The following is an 18,428-nucleotide window of genomic DNA, read 5'->3' as shown; positions in this document are numbered from 1 at the left end:
CATGCCGCACCCGACGACGAACCCGACGACAAACCGCACGGCAGGCGGCCTGAGCCTGGTCGAATTGCTCGTGACGCTGGCGATATCGGCCATCCTGCTGCTGAGCGCCTGGCCGGCGCTCGATGCGCTGCTGGACGAGTATCGGGTGTCCCAGGCGGCGGACCGGCTGGCGGCCTCGCTGGCGCTGGCCCGCACCACCGCCGCCGCGCGCCGCACCGAGGTGCGGCTCTCGCCGGCAGCCAGCGCCGCCACGCTCGACCGGGGCTGGCAACTGGCCGAAGTGGCGCCCGGCGCCGGCCCTGACCGGCCGCCGTTCTCGGTGGTGCGGTTGCCCGACCGGTGCCTGCGCGTCGCGATGCGCGGCACCGCCGGGGCCGGGGGCCCGCAAAGCCTGCGCTTGACAGCTGTGGGATACTCACGGTCTGAACGGGGCGGCTTCTTTGCCGCGACGTTCCACTTGCGTTGCCACGCGGCGCAGCGCCAGGTCAGGCTCGGCGCGCAAGGGCGCATCCGGACATGCCGGCCCGCGGTCGACCCCGATTGCGACCCGTTGCCGACGATCCCGACCGACCCGGCCGTGCCCGCCGCACGCTGACTGCCAGCCTTCTCAGGACCCGACTCACCAGCCATGTTCTCCGCTTCCGACTACACCGCCATGGAGCAGGCCCTGGCGCTTGCCGCGCGCGGCATGTTCACGACCACGCCCAACCCGCGCGTCGGCTGCGTACTGATGAAGGACGGCCAGGTCATCGGACAGGGCTTCACCCAGCCGGCCGGGCAGGACCACGCCGAGATCCAGGCGATGAAGGACGCCATTGCGCGCGGCCACGATCCCGCTGGCGCCACGGCCTACGTCACGCTGGAGCCGTGCAGTCACTTCGGACGCACGCCGCCGTGCGCCGACGCGCTGGTCCGCGCGGGCATCGCCCGCGTGGTGGCGGCCATGGAAGACCCCAATCCGTCGGTGTCGGGACGCGGCCTGCAGCGGCTGCGCGATGCCGGCATCGACGTGCGCTGCGGCCTGCTGGAAAAAGAGGCGCGCGACCTCAATATCGGCTTCGTGTCGCGCATGACGCGCGGCCTGCCCTGGGTGCGCGTCAAGGTGGCGGCATCGCTGGACGGCGGTACCGCGCTCCACGATGGCACGAGCCAGTGGATCACCGGGCAGGCAGCGCGCGACGATGGCCACGCCTGGCGCGCGCGCGCCTGCGCCATCCTGACCGGCATCGGCACGGTGCGCGACGACAACCCCGCGCTGACCGTGCGCGCCATCGACACGCCGCGCCAGCCGCAGCGCGTACTGGTGGATTCGCGGCTCGAAGTACCGCTCGACGCCCAGATCCTGCACCGCGACAGTGGCGATTTCGCCAAACCCGTGCTGGTCTTCTGCGCCGTGGAAGACGCGGCGCGCCAGCGCGCGCTCGAAGCGCGCGGTGCCGAGGTGGTGGTCCTGCCGAACCCGCACGGCAAGGTGGAACTGCGCCGGATGCTGGAGGCACTGGGCCAGCGCGGCATCAACGAACTACATGTCGAGGCCGGTTTCAAGCTCAACGGATCGCTGATCCGCGAGGGCTGCGCCGACGAGTTGCTGGTCTATCTGGCGCCCCGCCTGCTCGGCGACGCGCAGGGCATGTTCAACCTGCCGCCGCTGGCGAAGCTGGACGACGCCGTGGCGTTCCGCTGGCACGAAGTGCGGCAGATCGGCGACGACCTGCGGCTGATCGCGCGGCGCGCCGAGGCGCAGCACTGAACACAACGTATTTCCGCATTTCCGCATTTCCGCATTTCCGAGAGGCAAGACATGTTTACTGGCATTGTGGCGGCCGTGGGCCGCATCGAATCGGTTTCCCCGCTGGGTGACGCCCAGGCCGGCGTGCGGCTGCGCGTAGCCGCCGGTGGCCTGGACCTGTCCGACGTCGGCATCGGCGACAGCATCGCCATCCAGGGCGCCTGCATGACCGTGGTGACGCTGGAGGCGGGCCATTTCGACGTGGACGTCTCACGTGAATCGCTGGACAAGACCGTTGGCCTGGACCAGCCGGGACGCGTCAATCTGGAGAAAGCGCTACGTCTGGCGGACCGCCTCGGCGGCCACCTCGTGTCGGGCCATGTCGACGGCCTCGGGGAGGTGGTGCGATTCGCACCGGTCGGCGAATCGCACGAACTGCGCATCCGGGCGCCGCGCGAACTCGGGCGCTATCTGGCGTACAAGGGTTCGGTGGTGGTCAACGGCGTCTCGCTGACCGTGAACACCGTCAGCGACGAGGCCGACGGCTGCGTGTTCTCGATCAACCTGATTCCCCACACCGTGGAAGTCACCACGCTCAACGAACTGGCGGCCGGCAAGCGCGTGAATCTGGAAATCGACCTGATCGCGCGCTACGTGGAGCGCATGCTCTCGGCGTCGGGCGAGGCCGCCTAGTCCGACGAGAATTTCGGCGCGCCCCCGGTATCGAGCGTGCCGTCCGGATGCGCGACGAACAGCCCGCGCGCCACGTTGTGCGGATGGCGCGCCGCCTCGGCAATGCTGAGCACCGGGGCATAGCAGACGTCGGTGCCGCCTAGCAGCGCGTCCCAATGGGCGCGCGGCTGGCTCAGGAAGATTTCGGCAAAACGCTGCTTGAGCGCGGGCCAGGTTGCGGTGTCGTACTGCCGTGCGGGATCGATGTCGGACAGGCCGAGCTTGTCGAGCAGCAAAGTGTAGAACTGGGGTTCGAGCGCGCCGATCGTGATGTGCCGGCCATCTGCGCACGCGTAGACATCGTAGAACGGCGATGCGTGGAACGGGCTCGGCTCGGGTCCGTCGAGTTGCCCGTTGTTGCGGACCCACAGCGCGATGCCGCCGAGCATGGCCACCGTGTCGACGATTGCCGCGTCCACCACCCGGCCCCGGCCGGTCGAGCGGGCTTCGAGGATCGCGCAGACCAGGCCGAAGGCCAGTCCCAGCGCGCCACCGGCATCTCCGAGCACGGTCGGCGGGGTCATCGGCGCTTCGCCGGGGCGGGCCGCCAGCGAGAGCATGCCGCTCAGCGCCACGTAGTTGAGGTCGTGCCCGGCGGTCTGCGCCAGCGGGCCGGTCTGCCCCCAGCCGGTCATGCGGCCATAGACCAGCTTCGGATGCCGCGCCGCGCAATCGGCCGGCCCCAGCCCCAGGCGCTCCATGACGCCGGGCCGGTTGCCCTCGATCAGGGCGTCGGCTTCGGCCAGCAGGCGCCACGCCTGCGCCAGTCCATCCGGCTGCTTGAGATCGAGCGGCACGATGCGCTTGCCGCGCCGCAGCGGGCTGGGCTTGTCGCCGCCGAGCCGTTCGGCCACCGCGCCAAGCTGGCGGCGGGAGACCACGGTCACGTCGGCGCCCATGTCGGCCAGCATGCGGCCGGCCAGCGGCCCGGGCCCGAGCCCTTCGAACTCGACGATGCGAACGCCCTGCAGCGGTAGGGTCATGCGATATCTCCGGTGTCTCAGATCTGTCCTATCCATATGCCGCGCCCCGCACTTGGGCGCAACCGGGACGAACCCGGGGAAACCTGCCCGGCGGCGAGGGCGCTGGCACACGCCTTGGCGTACAATAGCGGCCTTGATTTCGCCGGTGGCGCCATGCCCCCGGCCCTGCCCGCCATCCGCACCCGCCTGTCATCAAACGTCGCCCCAGCCATGACTATCGCCCGTACCGAAGACATCATTGCCGACATCCGCGCCGGCCGCATGGTCATTCTCGTTGACGAGGAAGACCGCGAAAACGAGGGCGATCTGGTACTGGCGGCCGATTTCGTGACGCCTGAAGCGATCAACTTCATGGCGAAGTACGGCCGCGGCCTGATCTGCCTGACGCTGACGGCCGAACGCTGCCGCCAGTTGGAGCTGTATCCGATGGTGTCGCGCAACGGCACCGTGCACGGCACCAACTTCACGGTCTCGATCGAGGCCGCCGAGGGCGTGACCACCGGCATTTCCGCCGCTGACCGCTCGCGCACCGTGCAGGCGGCCGTGGCGAAGGACGCCCGCGCCTCGGACCTCGTCCAGCCGGGCCACATCTTCCCGCTGACGGCCCAGCCGGGCGGCGTGCTGATCCGCGCCGGCCATACCGAGGCCGGCTGCGACCTCGGCGCCCTGGCCGGCCTGACGCCCGCCGCCGTGATCTGCGAGATCATGAAGGACGACGGCACGATGGCCCGCCTGCCCGACCTCGTGGAGTTCGCACGCGAGCACGACCTCAAGATCGGCACCATCGCCGACCTGATCCACTACCGCAGCCGCACCGAAAGCATCATCGAACGCGTGGGCGAGCGCGACATGCAGACGCCCTGGGGCACGTTCCGCAGCGTGATGTACCGCGACAAGCCCACCGGCCGCGCGCACCTGGCCCTGATCAAGGGCCAGCCGCATCCGGAACGCCCGACGCTGGTGCGCGTGCACGAACCCCTCTCGGTACTCGACGTGCTCGAAGCGGGCCGGACCACCCACTCGTGGAGCGTGCCGGCCGCCCTGGAAGCGCTGCACGGCGCCGACAGCGGCGTCATGGTGCTGCTGAACTGCGACGACTCGGCCGACCAGCTGTTCACGCAGTTTGCCGCGCTCGACGCCCCCGAGGACCGCCCGCGCCGCAAGCCCGACCTGCGGACCTACGGCATGGGCGCGCAGATCCTGCGCGACGTTGGCGTCGGCAAGATGCGAGTGCTGGGATCGCCACAAAAAATGCCGAGCATGACCGGGTACGATCTGGAGATCGTCGGCTGCGAGGCCATGGAAGGCGAGGCGTCCTGCGATTGAGGCAAGGCCGGACACGCGGCAACACGAAATCATGCGGCACTGGCGCCTGCCCGTGCCGGAACGAAACAACGGAGAACTGACAATGGATCACGGCTTCTACGAAAGCAACCTCGACGGTGAAGGCCTGCGGATCGGGATTGTGCAAGCCCGCTTCAACGAGCCGGTCTGCAACGAACTGCGCGAGGCCTGCCTGGCCGAACTCGAAAAACTCGGCGTCGAAGGCGAGGACACGCTGCTGGTGACCGTACCCGGCGCGCTGGAAGTGCCGCTGGCCCTGCAGAAGATGGCCGAGAGCGGCCAGTTCGACGCCCTCGTGGCGCTGGGCGCCGTCGTACGCGGCGAGACCTACCACTTCGAGCTGGTGTCGAACGAAGCCGGCGCCGGTGTCTCGCGCATCAGCCTGGACTTCAACGTGCCGGTGGCCAACGGCATCCTGACCGTCGATACCGACGAGCAGGCCCATGCCCGCACCCGCGAGAAGGGCCGCGACTGCGCCCGTACCGCCGTGGAAATGGCCAATCTGGTGGTGGCGCTCGACTCGCTGCGCGAGAACGAGGCCGACGACGAAGAGGAAGATGATGAGTGACGTCAACGACACCGGCGACCGCGACGAGAAGGACGCGGCCGGCAAGCCGGCGGGCGCCAAGCCCCGCACCGAGCCCAAGGCGCCGCCCAAGAGCGCACGCCGCCGCTCGCGCGAACTGGCGCTGCAGGGCCTCTACCAGTGGCTGCTGAATCGCAACGATATTGGTGCAATTCAGGCGCACCTGCATGACGCCCAGGGCTTCAACAAGGCCGACCGCGAGCATTTCGATGCGCTGCTGAACGGCGCCGTGCGCGAGGAAGACAAGCTGACCGCCGCGTTCGAGCCGTTCCTGGACCGTACCGTCAACGAACTGTCGCCGGTCGAGCGTGCCGCGCTGCTGGTAGGCAGCTACGAACTGGTGCACTGCCTGGACATCCCGTACAAGGTCGTCATCAACGAAGCCGTGGAACTGACCAAGACCTTCGGCGGCGTGGAGGGCTACAAGTACGTGAACGGCGTGCTCGACAAGCTGGCCGCGCAAGTGCGCGCCCCCGAAGTGGCTGCGCGCCGCTGAGGCCGCCGCCCGCCCCGGCACCCCAACCCGCCTCGGCGGGTTTTTTTACGCCGACTATGCTTCTGAGGCGTGGCCGCACCGCGCGACGCCTCCCCGCTCTCTTTCCTGACCGCTTGCCACCCCAGACTGCCATGGACCCCAAGCACCTTGCCACCGCGTCGCGCCTGGCCAATATCGAAGCCTTCCACGTCATGGAGCTGGCCAAGCAGGCCGCCGAGCTCGAACGCGCGGGGCGGCACATCATCCACATGGGGATCGGCGAGCCCGATTTCACGGCGGCTGCCCCGGTGGTGCACGCCGCCGAGGTCGCCATGCGGCGCGGCGTCACGCAGTACACCGGTGCGCTCGGCATCCACACACTGCGCGAGGCGATTGCCGGCTACTACAAGACGGCCTACGGCCTCGACATCCCCGAGCGGCGCGTGATCGTGACCGCCGGCGCCTCGGGCGCCCTGCTGCTGGCCTGCGCGGTGCTGGTCGATATCGGTGCCGAAGTGCTGATGCCTGACCCGAGCTACCCGTGCAACCGCCATTTCGTGGCGGCCTTCGACGGCCAGGCGAAGATGATCCCGAGCGGTCCGGCGGAGCGCTTCCAGCTGACGGCGGCGCAGGTCGTCCAGCACTGGGGCGAGACCACGCGCGGCGTGCTGTTGGCGACGCCGTCCAACCCGACCGGCACCTCGATCCTGCCGGACGAGCTGAAAGCCATCCTTGCGGAAGTCCGCGAACGGCGCGGTTTTGCGATCGTCGACGAGATCTACCAGGGGCTCTCGTACGACGCCCCACCGGTATCGGCGCTCTCGCTCGACGAGAACGTGGTGACCGTGAACAGCTTCTCGAAGTACTTCAACATGACGGGCTGGCGCCTGGGCTGGCTGGTGGTGCCCGATGCACTGGTGCCGGCGTTCGAAAAAGTGGCGCAGAACCTGTTCATCTGCGCCTCGGCCGTGGCCCAGCACGCGGCGGTGGCGTGCTTCTCGAAGGAAGCGCTGGCGATCTACGACGAGCGCAAGGCCGAATTCCACCGCCGGCGCGATGCCATCCTGCCCGCGCTGGAGGCGCTGGGCCTGCGCGTACCGGTCAAGCCCGACGGCGCCTTCTATGTCTACGCCGACTGCCGCCACGTCAACCACCCCGCTGCCGGCGATGCCGACAAGCTGACCCAGGCCATCCTGCACGATGCCGGCGTGGTCATGGTGCCCGGCACTGATTTCGGTCCGCATACGGCGCGCGACTACATCCGCATCTCGTACGCGACCTCGATGGCCAATATCGAGGAGGCGATGGACCGGATGCATCACTTCCTGCGCTGACTTCCGACAGCCGCGCGGAAAGCAGAAAGGGCACCCCGTAGGGTGCCCTTTCTTTTTGCTGCAACCAGCCGGTACGGACGATCAGGCCGCCTGTGCGGTACCGCTCGCGGCTTCCAGCTTCTCGCCGTTCTGGTGGTCCTGCGCCTTGGCATCCGCGGCGGCCTGGGCCGTCGCGGCGTTGGACAGGCCCAGCAGCGCGCGCAGGCGTCCGCGTTCGGCCAGCACCTTGGCGCCGTAGCCGCCGTCGGTCTGCGTCGTGGCGCCCACGTAGTACTTCAGGCCGCCCTCGATCGTGCCGGCGCGGGCGATGCAGTCCTTCAGCACCAGCGCACCGATCTTGATGTTGGCGTACGGGTTCAGCGCTGCGGCCACGCCGCCCACGGCTTCGTACTTGTCCGAGTGAACCTTGGTCATGACCTGCATCAGGCCCTGCGCCCCGACGCCGCTCTCGGCATACGGATTGAAGCTCGACTCGATGGCAATCACGCCCAGGATCAGCAGCGGATCGATGCCGACCTCGCGGCCCGTCATGTACGCGGCCTTGACCAGCTGCGCCGTCGCCTGCGACGCCACACGGTACTTGCGTGCGATGTACTCGGCCACGGCCGCCTGTTCGCGGGCGGAACCGAGCGCGCTGGTGTAGCGGGCGTCAAGCGCCACGCGCTGCACCGGGATCTGTGCGGCCAGGTGTGCCACCGACGGAACCTTGCCGGCCGGCGTGTGGCTCCATTCGTCCACGCCCGACACGGTCGGCAGGCCCTTGCCCGTTGCCGGGACGGTCGCCAGCAGGCGGGCAGCAGCAGCGTCAGCCGACGTGGCCGGCGCGGCGATGGCCGCCGCCACCAGCGGGAGTTCGGCCTTGGCCTCGCTCACGGCGGCTTCCACCAGCACGGCAGGCGCTTCACTGCCTGCCAGCGCGCCAGCAAGCGAGGTCCGCCATTGCGGGCTGACCGTCAGCGTGACCGCCGCGGCCACCGACAACACCCCGAGACTGTTCAGGGCGTACTTCAAGGTCGTACGGCTGCCGCGCAGCAAGGCGCGACCTGCCACCGGATGGGCCAGTCGCACCTGAAGCGCGCGGCTCACACCGGGTACCGGCTGTCGTACGCGGACCTGCAATGCCCGCCCGATGCCGGGAAGATGAAGGGTTTTCCAACCGCTCATACTTACCTCCATCCGCTGCCCGCTGCGCGCGCCCGAAAACTGCGCGTGCCCGATCTCAACGTATTCAAGTAAGGATGCTGCGCCACCTAGCAGGGGTGTCCAGCATCTGTTGGCGGGCGCTCCCCATGCGCCCAACGGGATGCAGGGTACGGCTTGGGGAGCCATACCCTGCTACTAAACTCATGACGACCTGGCCTCCCGCCAGGGGACCGTGCATCGGGCACCTCCTCGGGGCCGCTTGATGACGATCAGGGTGGAAATGTCGCCGCTACTTTTTTCGCTGCCACCTCTTGACAGAGGCAAGGAAGCTATGTTGCAGCGCAACACCCCACAGAGCAGACCGGATTGTAGGAACCCTTTTATAACCCGTCAAGAATAATAAATCAGCAAATCACTACTTTCAGAAATATGTAACTAAGCTTTTTACGACACTTTGAGACCGGTGCGAAGCCCCCAATCGCAAGCCCCATCTGGCCTCGCGCAGCAATGCGCATTCGGGTCAACTCGTAAAATGCTTACAATTTCGTCCTCGCACTGTCACGATTTTTTTGCGCCTTTGAGGGCCGGTGTGTATCGTCACACACATCGCCGCGACGCGCCCGGGATTGGCGCGACGCCACATTTCGTTCGGATTTCATCATGCAATACAAAGACTTGCGCGATTTCATCGGGCAGCTGGAACAACGGGGCGACCTCAGGCGCGTGCGCGCGCCGGTCTCGCCCAACCTCGAAATGACGGAGATCTGCGACCGCGTGCTGCGCGCGGAAGGGCCGGCCATCCTGTTCGAGCAGCCGCGCCGCGACGATGGCGATATATATAAAGTGCCAGTGCTGGCAAATCTGTTCGGCACGACACAAAGGGTGGCGCTCGGCATGGGCGCCGCGTCGCTCGAAGACCTGCGCGACATCGGGCGCGTGCTTTCGGCGCTCAAGGAGCCCGAGCCGCCGCGCGGCATACGCGAGGCCGGCAAGCTGTTCACGCTGGCCAAATCGGTCTGGGACATGGCGCCCAGGCGCGTGAGCAGCCCCGCCTGCCAGGAAGTGGTCTGGGAAGGCAACGACGTGGACCTGGCGCGCCTGCCGATCCAGACCTGCTGGCCCGGCGATGCCGCGCCGCTGATCACGTGGGGCCTGGTCGTGACCAAGGGCCCGCACAAGAAGCGCCAGAACCTCGGCATTTACCGCCAGCAGGTCATCGCCCGGAACAAGGTCATCATGCGCTGGCTGGCCCATCGGGGCGGCGCGCTGGATTTCCGCGAGCATGCGCTGGCGCATCCGGGCCAGCCCTTTCCGATCGCCGTGGCGCTCGGCGCCGACCCGGCCACGATCCTCGGCGCGGTCACGCCGGTACCCGACACGTTGTCCGAATACCAGTTCGCCGGCCTGCTGCGCGGCAGCCGCACGGCGCTGGCCGGCTGCCTGACGCCCACGCTGTCCGAGCTGTCGGTGCCGGCTTCGGCCGAGTTCGTGCTCGAAGGCCATATCCAGCCCGATCCGGGCCACCCCTCGGGCTACGAGCACGCGCTGGAAGGCCCGTACGGCGACCACACCGGCTACTACAACGAGCAGGACTGGTTCCCGGTGTTCACGATCGACCGCATCACGATGCGCCGCGACCCGATCTACCACTCCACCTATACCGGCAAGCCGCCCGACGAGCCGGCCGTGCTGGGCGTGGCGCTCAACGAGGTGTTCGTGCCGCTGCTGCAGAAGCAGTTCCCGGAAATCACCGATTTCTACCTGCCGCCCGAAGGCTGCAGCTACCGGATGGCCGTGGTACGCATGAAGAAGCAGTATGCCGGCCATGCCAAGCGCGTCATGTTCGGGGTCTGGAGCTTCCTGCGCCAGTTCATGTATACGAAGTTCATCATCGTGGTGGACGACGACATCGACGCGCGCGACTGGAAGGAGGTCATCTGGGCCATCACCACGCGCGTGGACCCGAGCCGCGACACCGTGATGGTGGACAACACGCCGATCGACTACCTGGACTTCGCCTCGCCGGTCTCGGGCCTGGGCTCGAAGATGGGGATCGACGCCACCGACAAGTGGCCCGGCGAAACCACGCGCGAATGGGGCACGCCGATCCGCATGGACCCGGCGGTCAAGTCGCGCGTGGACGAGATCTGGGACACGCTGTTCGAGCCGGCGCGCTGACAGGCGGGCGGGCCGGGGGTCGGCTATCATCTGCCGACCATCCATCCCGCCATCTCTAATGGCCCGCGTCAGACGGGCCACGGAGGAGACAACATGACCCTCGAAGCAGGGAAGCTGATGTGGACGCCCTCGCCGGCGTTCGCCCAGGCGAGCCAGCTCGCCGCCTACATGGACTGGCTGCGCCGCGAGCGCGCGCTCGATTTTGACGGCTACGGCAGCCTCTGGCAGTGGTCCGTGACCGAAATCGAGGCGTTCTGGCAGTCCATCGCCGACTACTTCGACGTGCGTTTCGACACGCCGCCGGCCCAGGTGCTGGCCAGCCGCCAGATGCCCGGCGCGCGCTGGTTCGAAGGCGCCACGCTCAACTATGTGCAGCAGGTCTTCCGCCACGCAGCCGGCGACGGCGATGCCGCGCAGCGCCCGGCAATCCGCCATGCCGGCGAGGCCCAGCCGCTGGCCGACATTTCCTGGGGCGATCTCGAACGGCAGGTGGCCTCGGTGGCCCATGGGCTGCGCCAGATGGGTGTCCGGCGCGGCGACCGCGTGGCGGGCTACCTGCCCAACATCCCGGCCACGGTCATTGCCTTCCTGGCCACCGCGAGCCTGGGCGCGGTGTGGTCTGGCTGCGCGCCGGACATGGGCCAGGTGGCGGTGATCGACCGCTTCCGCCAGATCGAGCCCAGGGTGCTGATCGCCGTCGATGGCTACCGGTACGGCGGCAGGGCCTACGACCGGGCGCCCGTCATCGCCGATCTCGTGGCGGCCCTGCCCTCGCTGACCGACGTGGTCATCGTGCCGGCGCTCGGCACGGCCGTGGAGACCGGCGCACGGGTGCGCCGCCAGACATGGGCCGATATGCTCGCGCACGACGTGCCGCTGGCCGTGGAACCGGTACCGTTCGACCATCCGCTCTGGATCGTCTACTCGTCGGGCACCACGGGCATGCCCAAGCCGATCGTGCACGGCCACGGCGGCATCGTCATCGAGCAACTGAAGCTCATGGCGTTCCACAACAACCTGGGCCGGGACGACGTCTTCCACTGGTACAGCAGCAGCGGCTGGATCATGTGGAACGCGCAGGTGGCGGGCCTGCTGCTGGGCACCACGATCGCGCTTTACGACGGCAACCCCGCCTGGCCCGATGCCGGGGTGCTGTGGCGCTTTGTGGACGCGGCGCGCGTGACGATGTTCGGCGCCGGCGCGGCGTTCTTCACCAATGCGATGAAGGCCGGCGTGGAGCCGGCGCAAATCGCCGATGTGTCGCGGCTGCGCGGCATCGGGTCCACGGGCTCGCCGCTGCCCGAGGAAGCCTATGGCTGGATCTACGAACACGTGCGGCGCGACATCTGGCTGGCGCCGATGTCGGGCGGCACCGACTTCGCCGGATCGTTCGTGGCGGGCTGCCCGCTGCTGCCGGTGCATGCCGGCGAGATGCAGTGCCGCTGCCTGGGCGCCAGGGTCGAGGCGTTCGACGACAACGGCCAGCCGCTGATCGACGCGGTGGGCGAACTGGTGTGCACCGAGCCGATGCCGTCGATGCCGCTGTTCCTGTGGGGCGATGCGGACGGCCAGCGCTATCGGCACAGCTACTTCGACTTCTATGCGCACGCCTGGCGCCATGGCGACTGGATCCGCATCACGCCGCGCGGCGGCGCGGTCATCTACGGGCGCTCCGACGCCACGATCAACCGGCACGGCATCCGCATGGGCACCAGCGAACTCTACCGCGTGGTGGAGGAACTGCCCGAGGTGCTCGACAGCATGGTGGTCGACCTCGAATACCTGGGGCGGGAGTCGTACATGCCGCTGTTCGTGGTGCTGCGCGACGGCCAGGCGCTGGACGAGGGGCTGCGCGACGCCATGCGCGGCCGCATCCGCACCGCGCTGTCATCGCGCCATGTACCCAACGAGATCGTGCAGGTGCCGGGCGTGCCGCGCACGCTGTCGGGCAAGAAGATGGAGGTGCCGATCAAGAAGCTGCTGCTCGGGCACGCACCGGAGAGCATCGCCAACCGCGACGCGATGGCAAACCCCGACTGCCTCGACTGGTATTTCGACTACGCTGCGGCCTACCTGGCCCGGCAGCCGCGCGTGGCCTGAAGCGTCAGGCGTCAGGCGTCCACGTCCAGCTCGTTGATCTCGTCGCGCTCCTCGCGCGCCGCGCGAATCCATTCCTGCAATTCGGGCATGGCCAGGATGGTGCGGCAGAACGCCATCAGCGGCGGGTCGAGCTGGACGCCGTAGGTGATGAAACGGGTCACCACCGGCGCGTACATGGCATCGGCCATCGTGCGCTGCGCGCCGAACAGGTAGGGGCCGCCATAGCGCGTCAGGCAATCGGTCCAGATGGCGGCGATGCGGTCGATGTCGGCCTGCGCCCGCGACCAGACCTTGATGCCGGGGAAATGCCCTTTCAGGTTCATCGGCAGCGCGGCCCGCATGGCGCCGAAGCCCGAATGCATCTCGCCGCAAACGGCGCGGCAGTGCGCGCGGGTGGCCAGGTCGGCCGGCAGCAGCCCGGCCTGCGGCCGGATCTCGTTGAGGTATTCGCCGATCGCCAGCGTATCCCAGACCGTCACGCCTTCGTGGCGCAGGCACGGCACCAGGAACGACGGCGACAGCAGCAGGATTTCGGCGCGCACGGCGGGATCGTCGGGCGGCACCAGCACCTCGCGGAACTCCAGCCCCGCAAAACGTGCCAGCAGCCAGCCGCGCAGCGACCACGACGAGTAGGTCTTCACGCTGATGGTCAGGGTTGTCTCGGCCACACGTCCCTCCCTCCGCCTGTGGCGGGCGTCATGTTCGCTTGCAGTATCGGCGGCGCTGGCCGATTCCGCCAGTTTGCGCCGCCTGCCGCACCGGGGCGGTGCACGCGGCAGCGCCCGGCAACCGGGGCGGCTGGAACCGGTGAGACGTTTGAGCCAGAAAACCGCTATTTTTTTGCTCAAACGTCTCACTGCCGCTTTGAGCAACCCTTGCGCAAGCGCCATGCCAAGTTGCGCTACGCTCTGGGTTCCCGCTGCTCCTCACCTCTTTCATGATGACCACGACCCAGCGCTTCCAGGATCAGGACCTGCTCCGCATCGGCCATGAAGACAACTACCTGCTGGTGGCCCCGGCCTTCGGGGGGCGGCTGGTGCGTTGGGTACTCGACGGCCGGGACATCCTCTACTGGCCGGAGACGGCCGACTGGTCCCGCCCGGCCAAGGTGCGCGGCGGCAATCCGCTGCTGTTCCCGTTCATCGGCCGGCACTTTGTCTCGGGCGAACCGGGGAAATGGCGAAACAGCGATGGCGCGGTGCTCGACCTCCCCCAGCACGGCTTTGCCCGCGACCTGCCGTTCGTCGTTTCGGAGGTTGCCGAAGACCGCGTGAGGCTGTCGCTCGCTTCGTCCGATGCCACGCGCACCGGCTATCCGTTCGACTTCGTTTTCACGGCCACCTACCGGCTGGTGCCAGACGGGCTCGAAGCCACGCTGCACACCCGCAATACCGGCACCGCAGCCCTGCCCTGTTACGCCGGACATCACTTCTACTTCGCCCTGCCCCATGGCGACCGGCCGCGCAGCCGCCTTGCCCTGCCGCCGGCGTCACGGGTCCGGCAAGCGGCAGACGGCACGCTGACACGGGCCGAGCCGGGCGAGGCGGAGTACGCGCTCGACGACGCCCGGCTGCAGGACACCTTCCACGTGCTCCATGCGCCCGGCACAGCCCGGCTGCAAACCACCGCGCGCACGATCGAGATCGCCATGGACGGACCCGCCACCTCAGCCCCCTGGTACGCCGTGACGACCTGGACCGAACGTGACGACGCCGACTTCTATTGCGTCGAACCCTGGCTGGGATTGCCGAACGCCATCGATCACGGACATGGCTTGCGATGGATCAAGCCCGGAGACGCGGAAACGGCCGTCTGCACGGTGACGGTCCGCTAGCGTTGCGCGAGAATCGTGGACGGCGCCTTGCCCCCGGCTAGCGCATCAGATGCTCGAAATCGAGCCCGCCGATCAGCACCACGGGATCGGCCTGGGTGCGGGTGCCGAGATCGATCTGACGCGGTTCCTGCCACGCGTCGAGCTTGCCGGGCAATGCGTCGAGATATTCGGCAAACCGGGCACTGCCGCCGGCATCGAACAGGCGGTCGACCTCGCGGTTATCCCAGGACAGGGTGATGTCGAGCGGATGCGGATAGCGCCCCGGACTGGACCGCGGCGCGGCCCAGATACGCAGGCAGGCCGGAAGATCGGGCCGCGGCGGCGCCAGTATCTCGGCTTGCAGCGTGCCATGGGAGAGCCGGAGCAGGCGTTCCACGATGCGCGGAAGCCACTCGGCATTGAATTGTTGGGCAGGGATGGGATGCACGATGGGGGCGATTGTTGATCGGCGACAACCATTGTGCGCCCGGAAAAGACTTGAGGGGTCAGATGAGAATGGAAAAGAGCATGGACATTCGGGGCGGCGGCGCGCTCGGCGCACCGGCCACAACCAACGGCTGGGCCGAATCGATCGGCCGCCAGTTCGGCGCGCTCGACGCGAAGCTCTGCGCGGTGCGCGAACAGATGCTGGAACGGTTTGGCATCCTCGACCGGCGTCTCGCCGGCGTCGAGACCCGCACCGACGGGCTGGACCACCGGCTGGACCGCGTCAAGGCCAAGGTCGACCAGATCGACACCCGGCTCGGCAATATCGAGAACAAGGTGGCGCGCATCGAGGCGCGGCTCGACGACACCGCCACCAAGGCCGACCTCCACGCGGCACTGAACGGCCAGACCTGGCGCCTGGTGACTTTCGTCACGGGATTCGGCTCGGCACTGGTGGCCGCAACGTTCTTTCTCGCGCGCAGCGTGCTGTGAGGGGGGCGGGGGGCATCCCGGCGCAGCCATGCTACAATCCGCCCCCAGTAAGCCATAGCGGGCGTCGTATAATGGCCATTACCTTAGCTTCCCAAGCTAAAGACGTGGGTTCGATTCCCATCGCCCGCTCCACCTTCCACTGACAAATCGCCACAAACCGCCTCTGGCACCCGGTCGACCGATGACCGGCAATCGCCCGGCGGTTTTTTGTTGCCATGCTTCCCCAAGATACCCATTCCGACACGCTGCCGGGCGATGACGCCGACGGCGACCCGCAACAGACTCCAGACGCGGCCCACGCCGAGGCCGGCGCCGGCAAGGATGTCGCGCATCCGCGGCGAATCCGCTCGTTCGTGCGGCGCGCGGGTCGTACCTCCACGGGGCAGCAGCGGGCCATTGACGATCTGGGGCCGAAGTTCATCGTGCCCTACCAGCCGCAGCCGCTTGACTGGGCGGCTACCTTCGGCCGCCAGGCGCCGTCGATCCTGGAAATCGGCTTCGGCATGGGCGAGACCACGGCGCATATCGCCGGGGTGCGGCCCGACGACAATTTCCTGGGCTGCGAGGTGCACGAACCCGGTGTTGGCGCGCTGCTGAAGCTGATCGGCGAGCGGTCGCTGGAGAATGTGCGGATCATGAACCACGACGCGGTCGAGGTCATCGCCCACATGCTGACCGAGGAATGCCTCGACGGCGTGCATATCTTCTTCCCCGATCCGTGGCACAAGAAACGGCACAACAAGCGCCGGCTGGTGCAGCCGCCGCTGGTCAAGCTGCTGGCCAGCCGGCTCAAGCCGGGCGGCTATATCCATTGCGCCACCGACTGGGAGGAATACGCCCACCAGATGGTCGAGGTGCTGTCGGGCGAGCCGACGCTGAAGAACACGTCGCAGGCTGACGGCGGTTTTGCCGAGCGTCCCGATTATCGGCCGGTCACCAAGTTCGAGAAACGCGGATTACGGCTCGGTCACGGAGTCTGGGACGTGGTGTTCCGCAAACAATGACAAAGGGGGCCAACCGGCCCCCTTCGTTTATTCCGGGTCAGGGAATCAGGCGTGCCACGCCACCATGCCGGTCCAGGCCGTCACCAGCACGATCAGGCCAAATGCGATGCGGTACCACGCGAACGGCTTGAAATCGTGCGTGGCGACAAATCGCAGCAGCCAGCGCACGCACAGGAACGCCGACAGGAACGCGAAGACGAAGCCGATGCCGAAAATGCCAAAATCGTCGGCGGAAAGCAGCGCGCGGGCCTTGTACAGTTCGTAGACCGTTGCCCCGAAAATCACGGGAATCGCCAGGAAGAACGAAAACTCCGTGGCCACCTGGCGCGACAGGCCAAACAGCATGCCGCCGATAATCGTCGCGCCCGAGCGCGACGTACCCGGCACCAGCGCGAAACACTGGGCAAAACCCACTTTCAGCGCATCGCGCCAGTTCAGGTCGTCGATCGATTCGATGCGCGGCGCGCCAGCCTTGGCGGCTTCGAGCAGCGCATTGCCCTGCGGATGCGACACCATGCCGCGCCGTGCCTCGCGCCATTCGGCCCAGAGGATCACCACGCCACCGACGATAAAGGCCAGGGCGACCGAGATCGGGTTGAACAGATGGGCCTTGATCCATTTGCCGAACACGAATGCCAGCACGATGGCCGGCAGCGTGGCGATGACCACGTTGATGGCAAAACGTTGCTGGAGCGGATCGGAAGCCAGCCCGCCCACTGCCGTGGCGATGCGCTTGCGGAATTCCCAGCAGACGGCGAGGATCGCACCGAACTGGATCACGATCTCGAAAATCTTGCCCTTTTCGTCGTTGAAATCAAGCAACTGGCCCGCGAGAATCAGGTGGCCGGTGCTGGAAATGGGCAGGAATTCAGTCAGACCTTCGACGATCCCGAGAATGACAGCCTTGAGTGCGAGGGCAATATCCATATGGACTCTAAAAAGTAGGCGCGAAAAGGCGAAGCGGAACTCCGCCAGCGATACACCATTGGCGCATCGCCATTATTGTTCGTCTGGAATTACGGCCGGTTGATCTTGACGTTGATACCGTCAGGCAGGACCGTGATTGTACCGGGCTCCACGCTGCTGCCCGCCAGCCGCAGCTGTTCAGGCTTGAATGTATAGAGCGGATAATCCTGCAGCAACTGTTCCGACAGAATGCCGCCCAGCGCGTTGAGCTGCCGGGCGAACTGGCCCGGCAATCCCTGGACGTCGAACTGCCGCACTTCGGGGTCCTGCAGCACGAGCGAATGGCTCGGCGGGTCATAGCGCAGTGCACTGTCCAGCGCGAAGCGTCCGGTCAGCGGCTGGCGGAAGAACAACCGGTTATCCACCGTGGCGTCAAATGTCACCGTCACGCGGTTCCGGGTGGAATCGAGCGCCAGACGCGGATTGGCCAGCTGGATATCGAACAGTTCCATATAGCGCTTGTTGAACGGGAACTTGCGTTCGAGCGCCGATTGGAGCTGGTCCTGGGAAAACGTGTACTCGCTGCGCAATGCGCTGCAACCGGCCAGGCCCAGCCCGGCCGCCGCGGCACTTGCCGCGGCCACGGCCAGCCAGCGCCGGCGCGTCAGAACGATCATGCATCGATCTCCATCAAGGAACAGGGGCCGGCGCGGTGGCGTGCTCGAGCCGGGTCAGCCAGACCAGGGCCGCCTCGCGCGACTCCCCGCACATCTCGGCCGAGGGCCGCAGCCCGCCGCAGAAGCCCGGGCGCTGCGGCTGCCCGAAGACGCCGCAACGCATGTCAGGCAGCAACTGCGCGCAGGGCTCGCCGGCCGCCTTGCCGTGCGGCATGCCGGGCAGGGCGGAAGTAATCGAGGGCGCTATGCAGCACGCGCCACATCCGGGGCGGCAAGTGGAATCAGACTCGCAGGACATCATCAAGGTTCATCGTCGGACGCCGTCAATCACGTCACGCCCGCAAAAAGCAGGCGCCCATTGTGCCTGACCCGGTATGGCCGACCTGAAACAAAGCGCAACACGTGCGTCACAGTTGCGTCACAGGCGCCAGAGAATCAGGACGGCGCAAGTCCGGCGGCTGTGGCGGCTTGACCGCGTGCGGGCT

Annotated in this window: 19 protein-coding genes and 1 tRNA gene; 13 read left to right on the top strand and 7 right to left on the bottom strand. The window is 67.5% G+C overall.

The genetic code is table 11. The features are described from left to right. Position 1: 1 nt before the first annotated feature. From EV147_RS01865 to EV147_RS01855, 3 genes are read left to right on the top strand one after another with little or no spacing between them, the layout of a single operon-like run. Positions 2–595 carry a GspH/FimT family pseudopilin gene (locus EV147_RS01865; protein WP_130389428.1) on the top strand — a complete coding sequence of 198 codons (594 nt, stop codon included), beginning with the start codon at positions 2–4 and terminating at the stop codon, positions 593–595. Positions 596–628: 33 nt separating this feature from the next. Continuing rightward, positions 629–1,750 carry a bifunctional diaminohydroxyphosphoribosylaminopyrimidine deaminase/5-amino-6-(5-phosphoribosylamino)uracil reductase RibD gene (gene ribD / locus EV147_RS01860; RefSeq protein WP_130389427.1) on the top strand — a complete coding sequence of 374 codons (1,122 nt, stop codon included), beginning with the start codon at positions 629–631 and terminating at the stop codon, positions 1,748–1,750. Positions 1,751–1,801: 51 nt separating this feature from the next. After that, complete coding sequence (locus EV147_RS01855; RefSeq protein WP_130389426.1) at positions 1,802–2,422, top strand: riboflavin synthase; 621 nt, start codon at positions 1,802–1,804, stop codon at positions 2,420–2,422. On the opposite strand, the gene EV147_RS01850 is transcribed toward EV147_RS01855, so the two are convergent. Next, positions 2,419–3,444 carry a CaiB/BaiF CoA transferase family protein gene (locus EV147_RS01850; protein WP_130389425.1) on the bottom strand — a complete coding sequence of 342 codons (1,026 nt, stop codon included), beginning with the start codon at positions 3,442–3,444 and terminating at the stop codon, positions 2,419–2,421. The genes EV147_RS01855 and EV147_RS01850 overlap by 4 nt on opposite strands. 210 nt (positions 3,445–3,654) lie before the next feature. Between EV147_RS01850 and ribBA the strand changes: the two genes are divergently transcribed. The 4 genes from ribBA to EV147_RS01830 all read left to right on the top strand — a co-directional run bounded on the left by ribBA (position 3,655) and on the right by EV147_RS01830 (position 7,183). Continuing rightward, positions 3,655–4,770, top strand: a complete 1,116-nt coding sequence (ribBA, locus tag EV147_RS01845) for a bifunctional 3,4-dihydroxy-2-butanone-4-phosphate synthase/GTP cyclohydrolase II (protein ID WP_130389424.1) — start codon at positions 3,655–3,657, stop codon at positions 4,768–4,770. A gap of 82 nt (positions 4,771–4,852) precedes the next feature. Then, on the top strand, positions 4,853–5,356 hold the full coding sequence (gene ribH, locus EV147_RS01840) for a 6,7-dimethyl-8-ribityllumazine synthase (protein WP_130389423.1): 504 nt from the start codon (positions 4,853–4,855) through the stop codon (positions 5,354–5,356). Next, a complete protein-coding gene (gene nusB / locus EV147_RS01835; RefSeq protein ID WP_130391161.1) occupies positions 5,349–5,870 on the top strand; it encodes a transcription antitermination factor NusB in 522 nt (173 codons plus the stop codon). The genes ribH and nusB overlap by 8 nt, the downstream gene beginning before the upstream one ends. A 131-nt stretch (positions 5,871–6,001) precedes the next feature. Continuing rightward, positions 6,002–7,183, top strand: a complete 1,182-nt coding sequence (locus EV147_RS01830) for a pyridoxal phosphate-dependent aminotransferase (protein WP_130389422.1) — start codon at positions 6,002–6,004, stop codon at positions 7,181–7,183. 81 nt (positions 7,184–7,264) lie between these two features. Here EV147_RS01830 and EV147_RS01825 read toward each other — a convergent pair whose 3' ends face one another. After that, a complete protein-coding gene (locus tag EV147_RS01825) occupies positions 7,265–8,347 on the bottom strand; it encodes a transglycosylase SLT domain-containing protein (RefSeq protein WP_130389421.1) in 1,083 nt (360 codons plus the stop codon). Between the two features lie 639 nt (positions 8,348–8,986). On the opposite strand from EV147_RS01825, the gene ubiD reads away from it, so the two are divergent. Both ubiD and EV147_RS01815 read left to right on the top strand, forming a co-directional pair. Further along, entirely contained in the window at positions 8,987–10,504 is a 1,518-nt protein-coding gene (gene ubiD, locus EV147_RS01820; RefSeq protein WP_130389420.1) for a 4-hydroxy-3-polyprenylbenzoate decarboxylase, read from the top strand. 93 nt (positions 10,505–10,597) lie between these two features. Continuing rightward, positions 10,598–12,604 (top strand): acetoacetate--CoA ligase, encoded by a 2,007-nt coding sequence (locus EV147_RS01815; protein WP_130389419.1) that lies wholly within the window; start codon positions 10,598–10,600, stop codon positions 12,602–12,604. An 11-nt stretch (positions 12,605–12,615) separates the two neighbouring features. Here EV147_RS01815 and EV147_RS01810 read toward each other — a convergent pair whose 3' ends face one another. Beyond that, complete coding sequence (locus tag EV147_RS01810; protein ID WP_130389418.1) at positions 12,616–13,272, bottom strand: glutathione S-transferase family protein; 657 nt, start codon at positions 13,270–13,272, stop codon at positions 12,616–12,618. Positions 13,273–13,541: 269 nt separating this feature from the next. Between EV147_RS01810 and EV147_RS01805 the strand changes: the two genes are divergently transcribed. Next, positions 13,542–14,438 (top strand): aldose epimerase family protein, encoded by an 897-nt coding sequence (locus EV147_RS01805; protein ID WP_235844578.1) that lies wholly within the window; start codon positions 13,542–13,544, stop codon positions 14,436–14,438. A 37-nt stretch (positions 14,439–14,475) separates the two neighbouring features. Here EV147_RS01805 and EV147_RS01800 read toward each other — a convergent pair whose 3' ends face one another. Beyond that, positions 14,476–14,865, bottom strand: coding sequence for a DUF5594 family protein (locus EV147_RS01800; RefSeq protein WP_130389417.1), 390 nt, complete (start codon positions 14,863–14,865; stop codon positions 14,476–14,478). Positions 14,866–14,945: 80 nt separating this feature from the next. On the opposite strand from EV147_RS01800, the gene EV147_RS01795 reads away from it, so the two are divergent. From EV147_RS01795 to trmB, 3 genes are all read left to right on the top strand, one after another. Beyond that, a complete protein-coding gene (locus EV147_RS01795) occupies positions 14,946–15,356 on the top strand; it encodes a hypothetical protein (RefSeq protein ID WP_130389416.1) in 411 nt (136 codons plus the stop codon). A 57-nt stretch (positions 15,357–15,413) separates the two neighbouring features. Continuing rightward, positions 15,414–15,488, top strand: a tRNA-Gly gene (locus EV147_RS01790). A gap of 83 nt (positions 15,489–15,571) precedes the next feature. Continuing rightward, positions 15,572–16,360, top strand: coding sequence for a tRNA (guanosine(46)-N7)-methyltransferase TrmB (trmB, locus tag EV147_RS01785; protein ID WP_130389415.1), 789 nt, complete (start codon positions 15,572–15,574; stop codon positions 16,358–16,360). Between the two features lie 45 nt (positions 16,361–16,405). On the opposite strand, the gene EV147_RS01780 is transcribed toward trmB, so the two are convergent. From EV147_RS01780 to EV147_RS01770, 3 genes are all read right to left on the bottom strand, one after another. Further along, positions 16,406–17,287 (bottom strand): undecaprenyl-diphosphate phosphatase, encoded by an 882-nt coding sequence (locus EV147_RS01780; RefSeq protein WP_130389414.1) that lies wholly within the window; start codon positions 17,285–17,287, stop codon positions 16,406–16,408. An 89-nt stretch (positions 17,288–17,376) separates the two neighbouring features. Then, complete coding sequence (locus EV147_RS01775; protein WP_130389413.1) at positions 17,377–17,943, bottom strand: DUF1439 domain-containing protein; 567 nt, start codon at positions 17,941–17,943, stop codon at positions 17,377–17,379. Positions 17,944–17,956: 13 nt separating this feature from the next. After that, complete coding sequence (locus EV147_RS01770; RefSeq protein WP_130391159.1) at positions 17,957–18,241, bottom strand: YkgJ family cysteine cluster protein; 285 nt, start codon at positions 18,239–18,241, stop codon at positions 17,957–17,959. Positions 18,242–18,428: the final 187 nt, after the last annotated feature.

The sequence above is a fragment of the Cupriavidus agavae genome, assembly GCF_004217045.1.
In the GTDB taxonomy this organism is placed as follows: domain Bacteria; phylum Pseudomonadota; class Gammaproteobacteria; order Burkholderiales; family Burkholderiaceae; genus Cupriavidus; species Cupriavidus agavae.
This window is presented reverse-complemented; position numbering and strand designations above follow the sequence as displayed.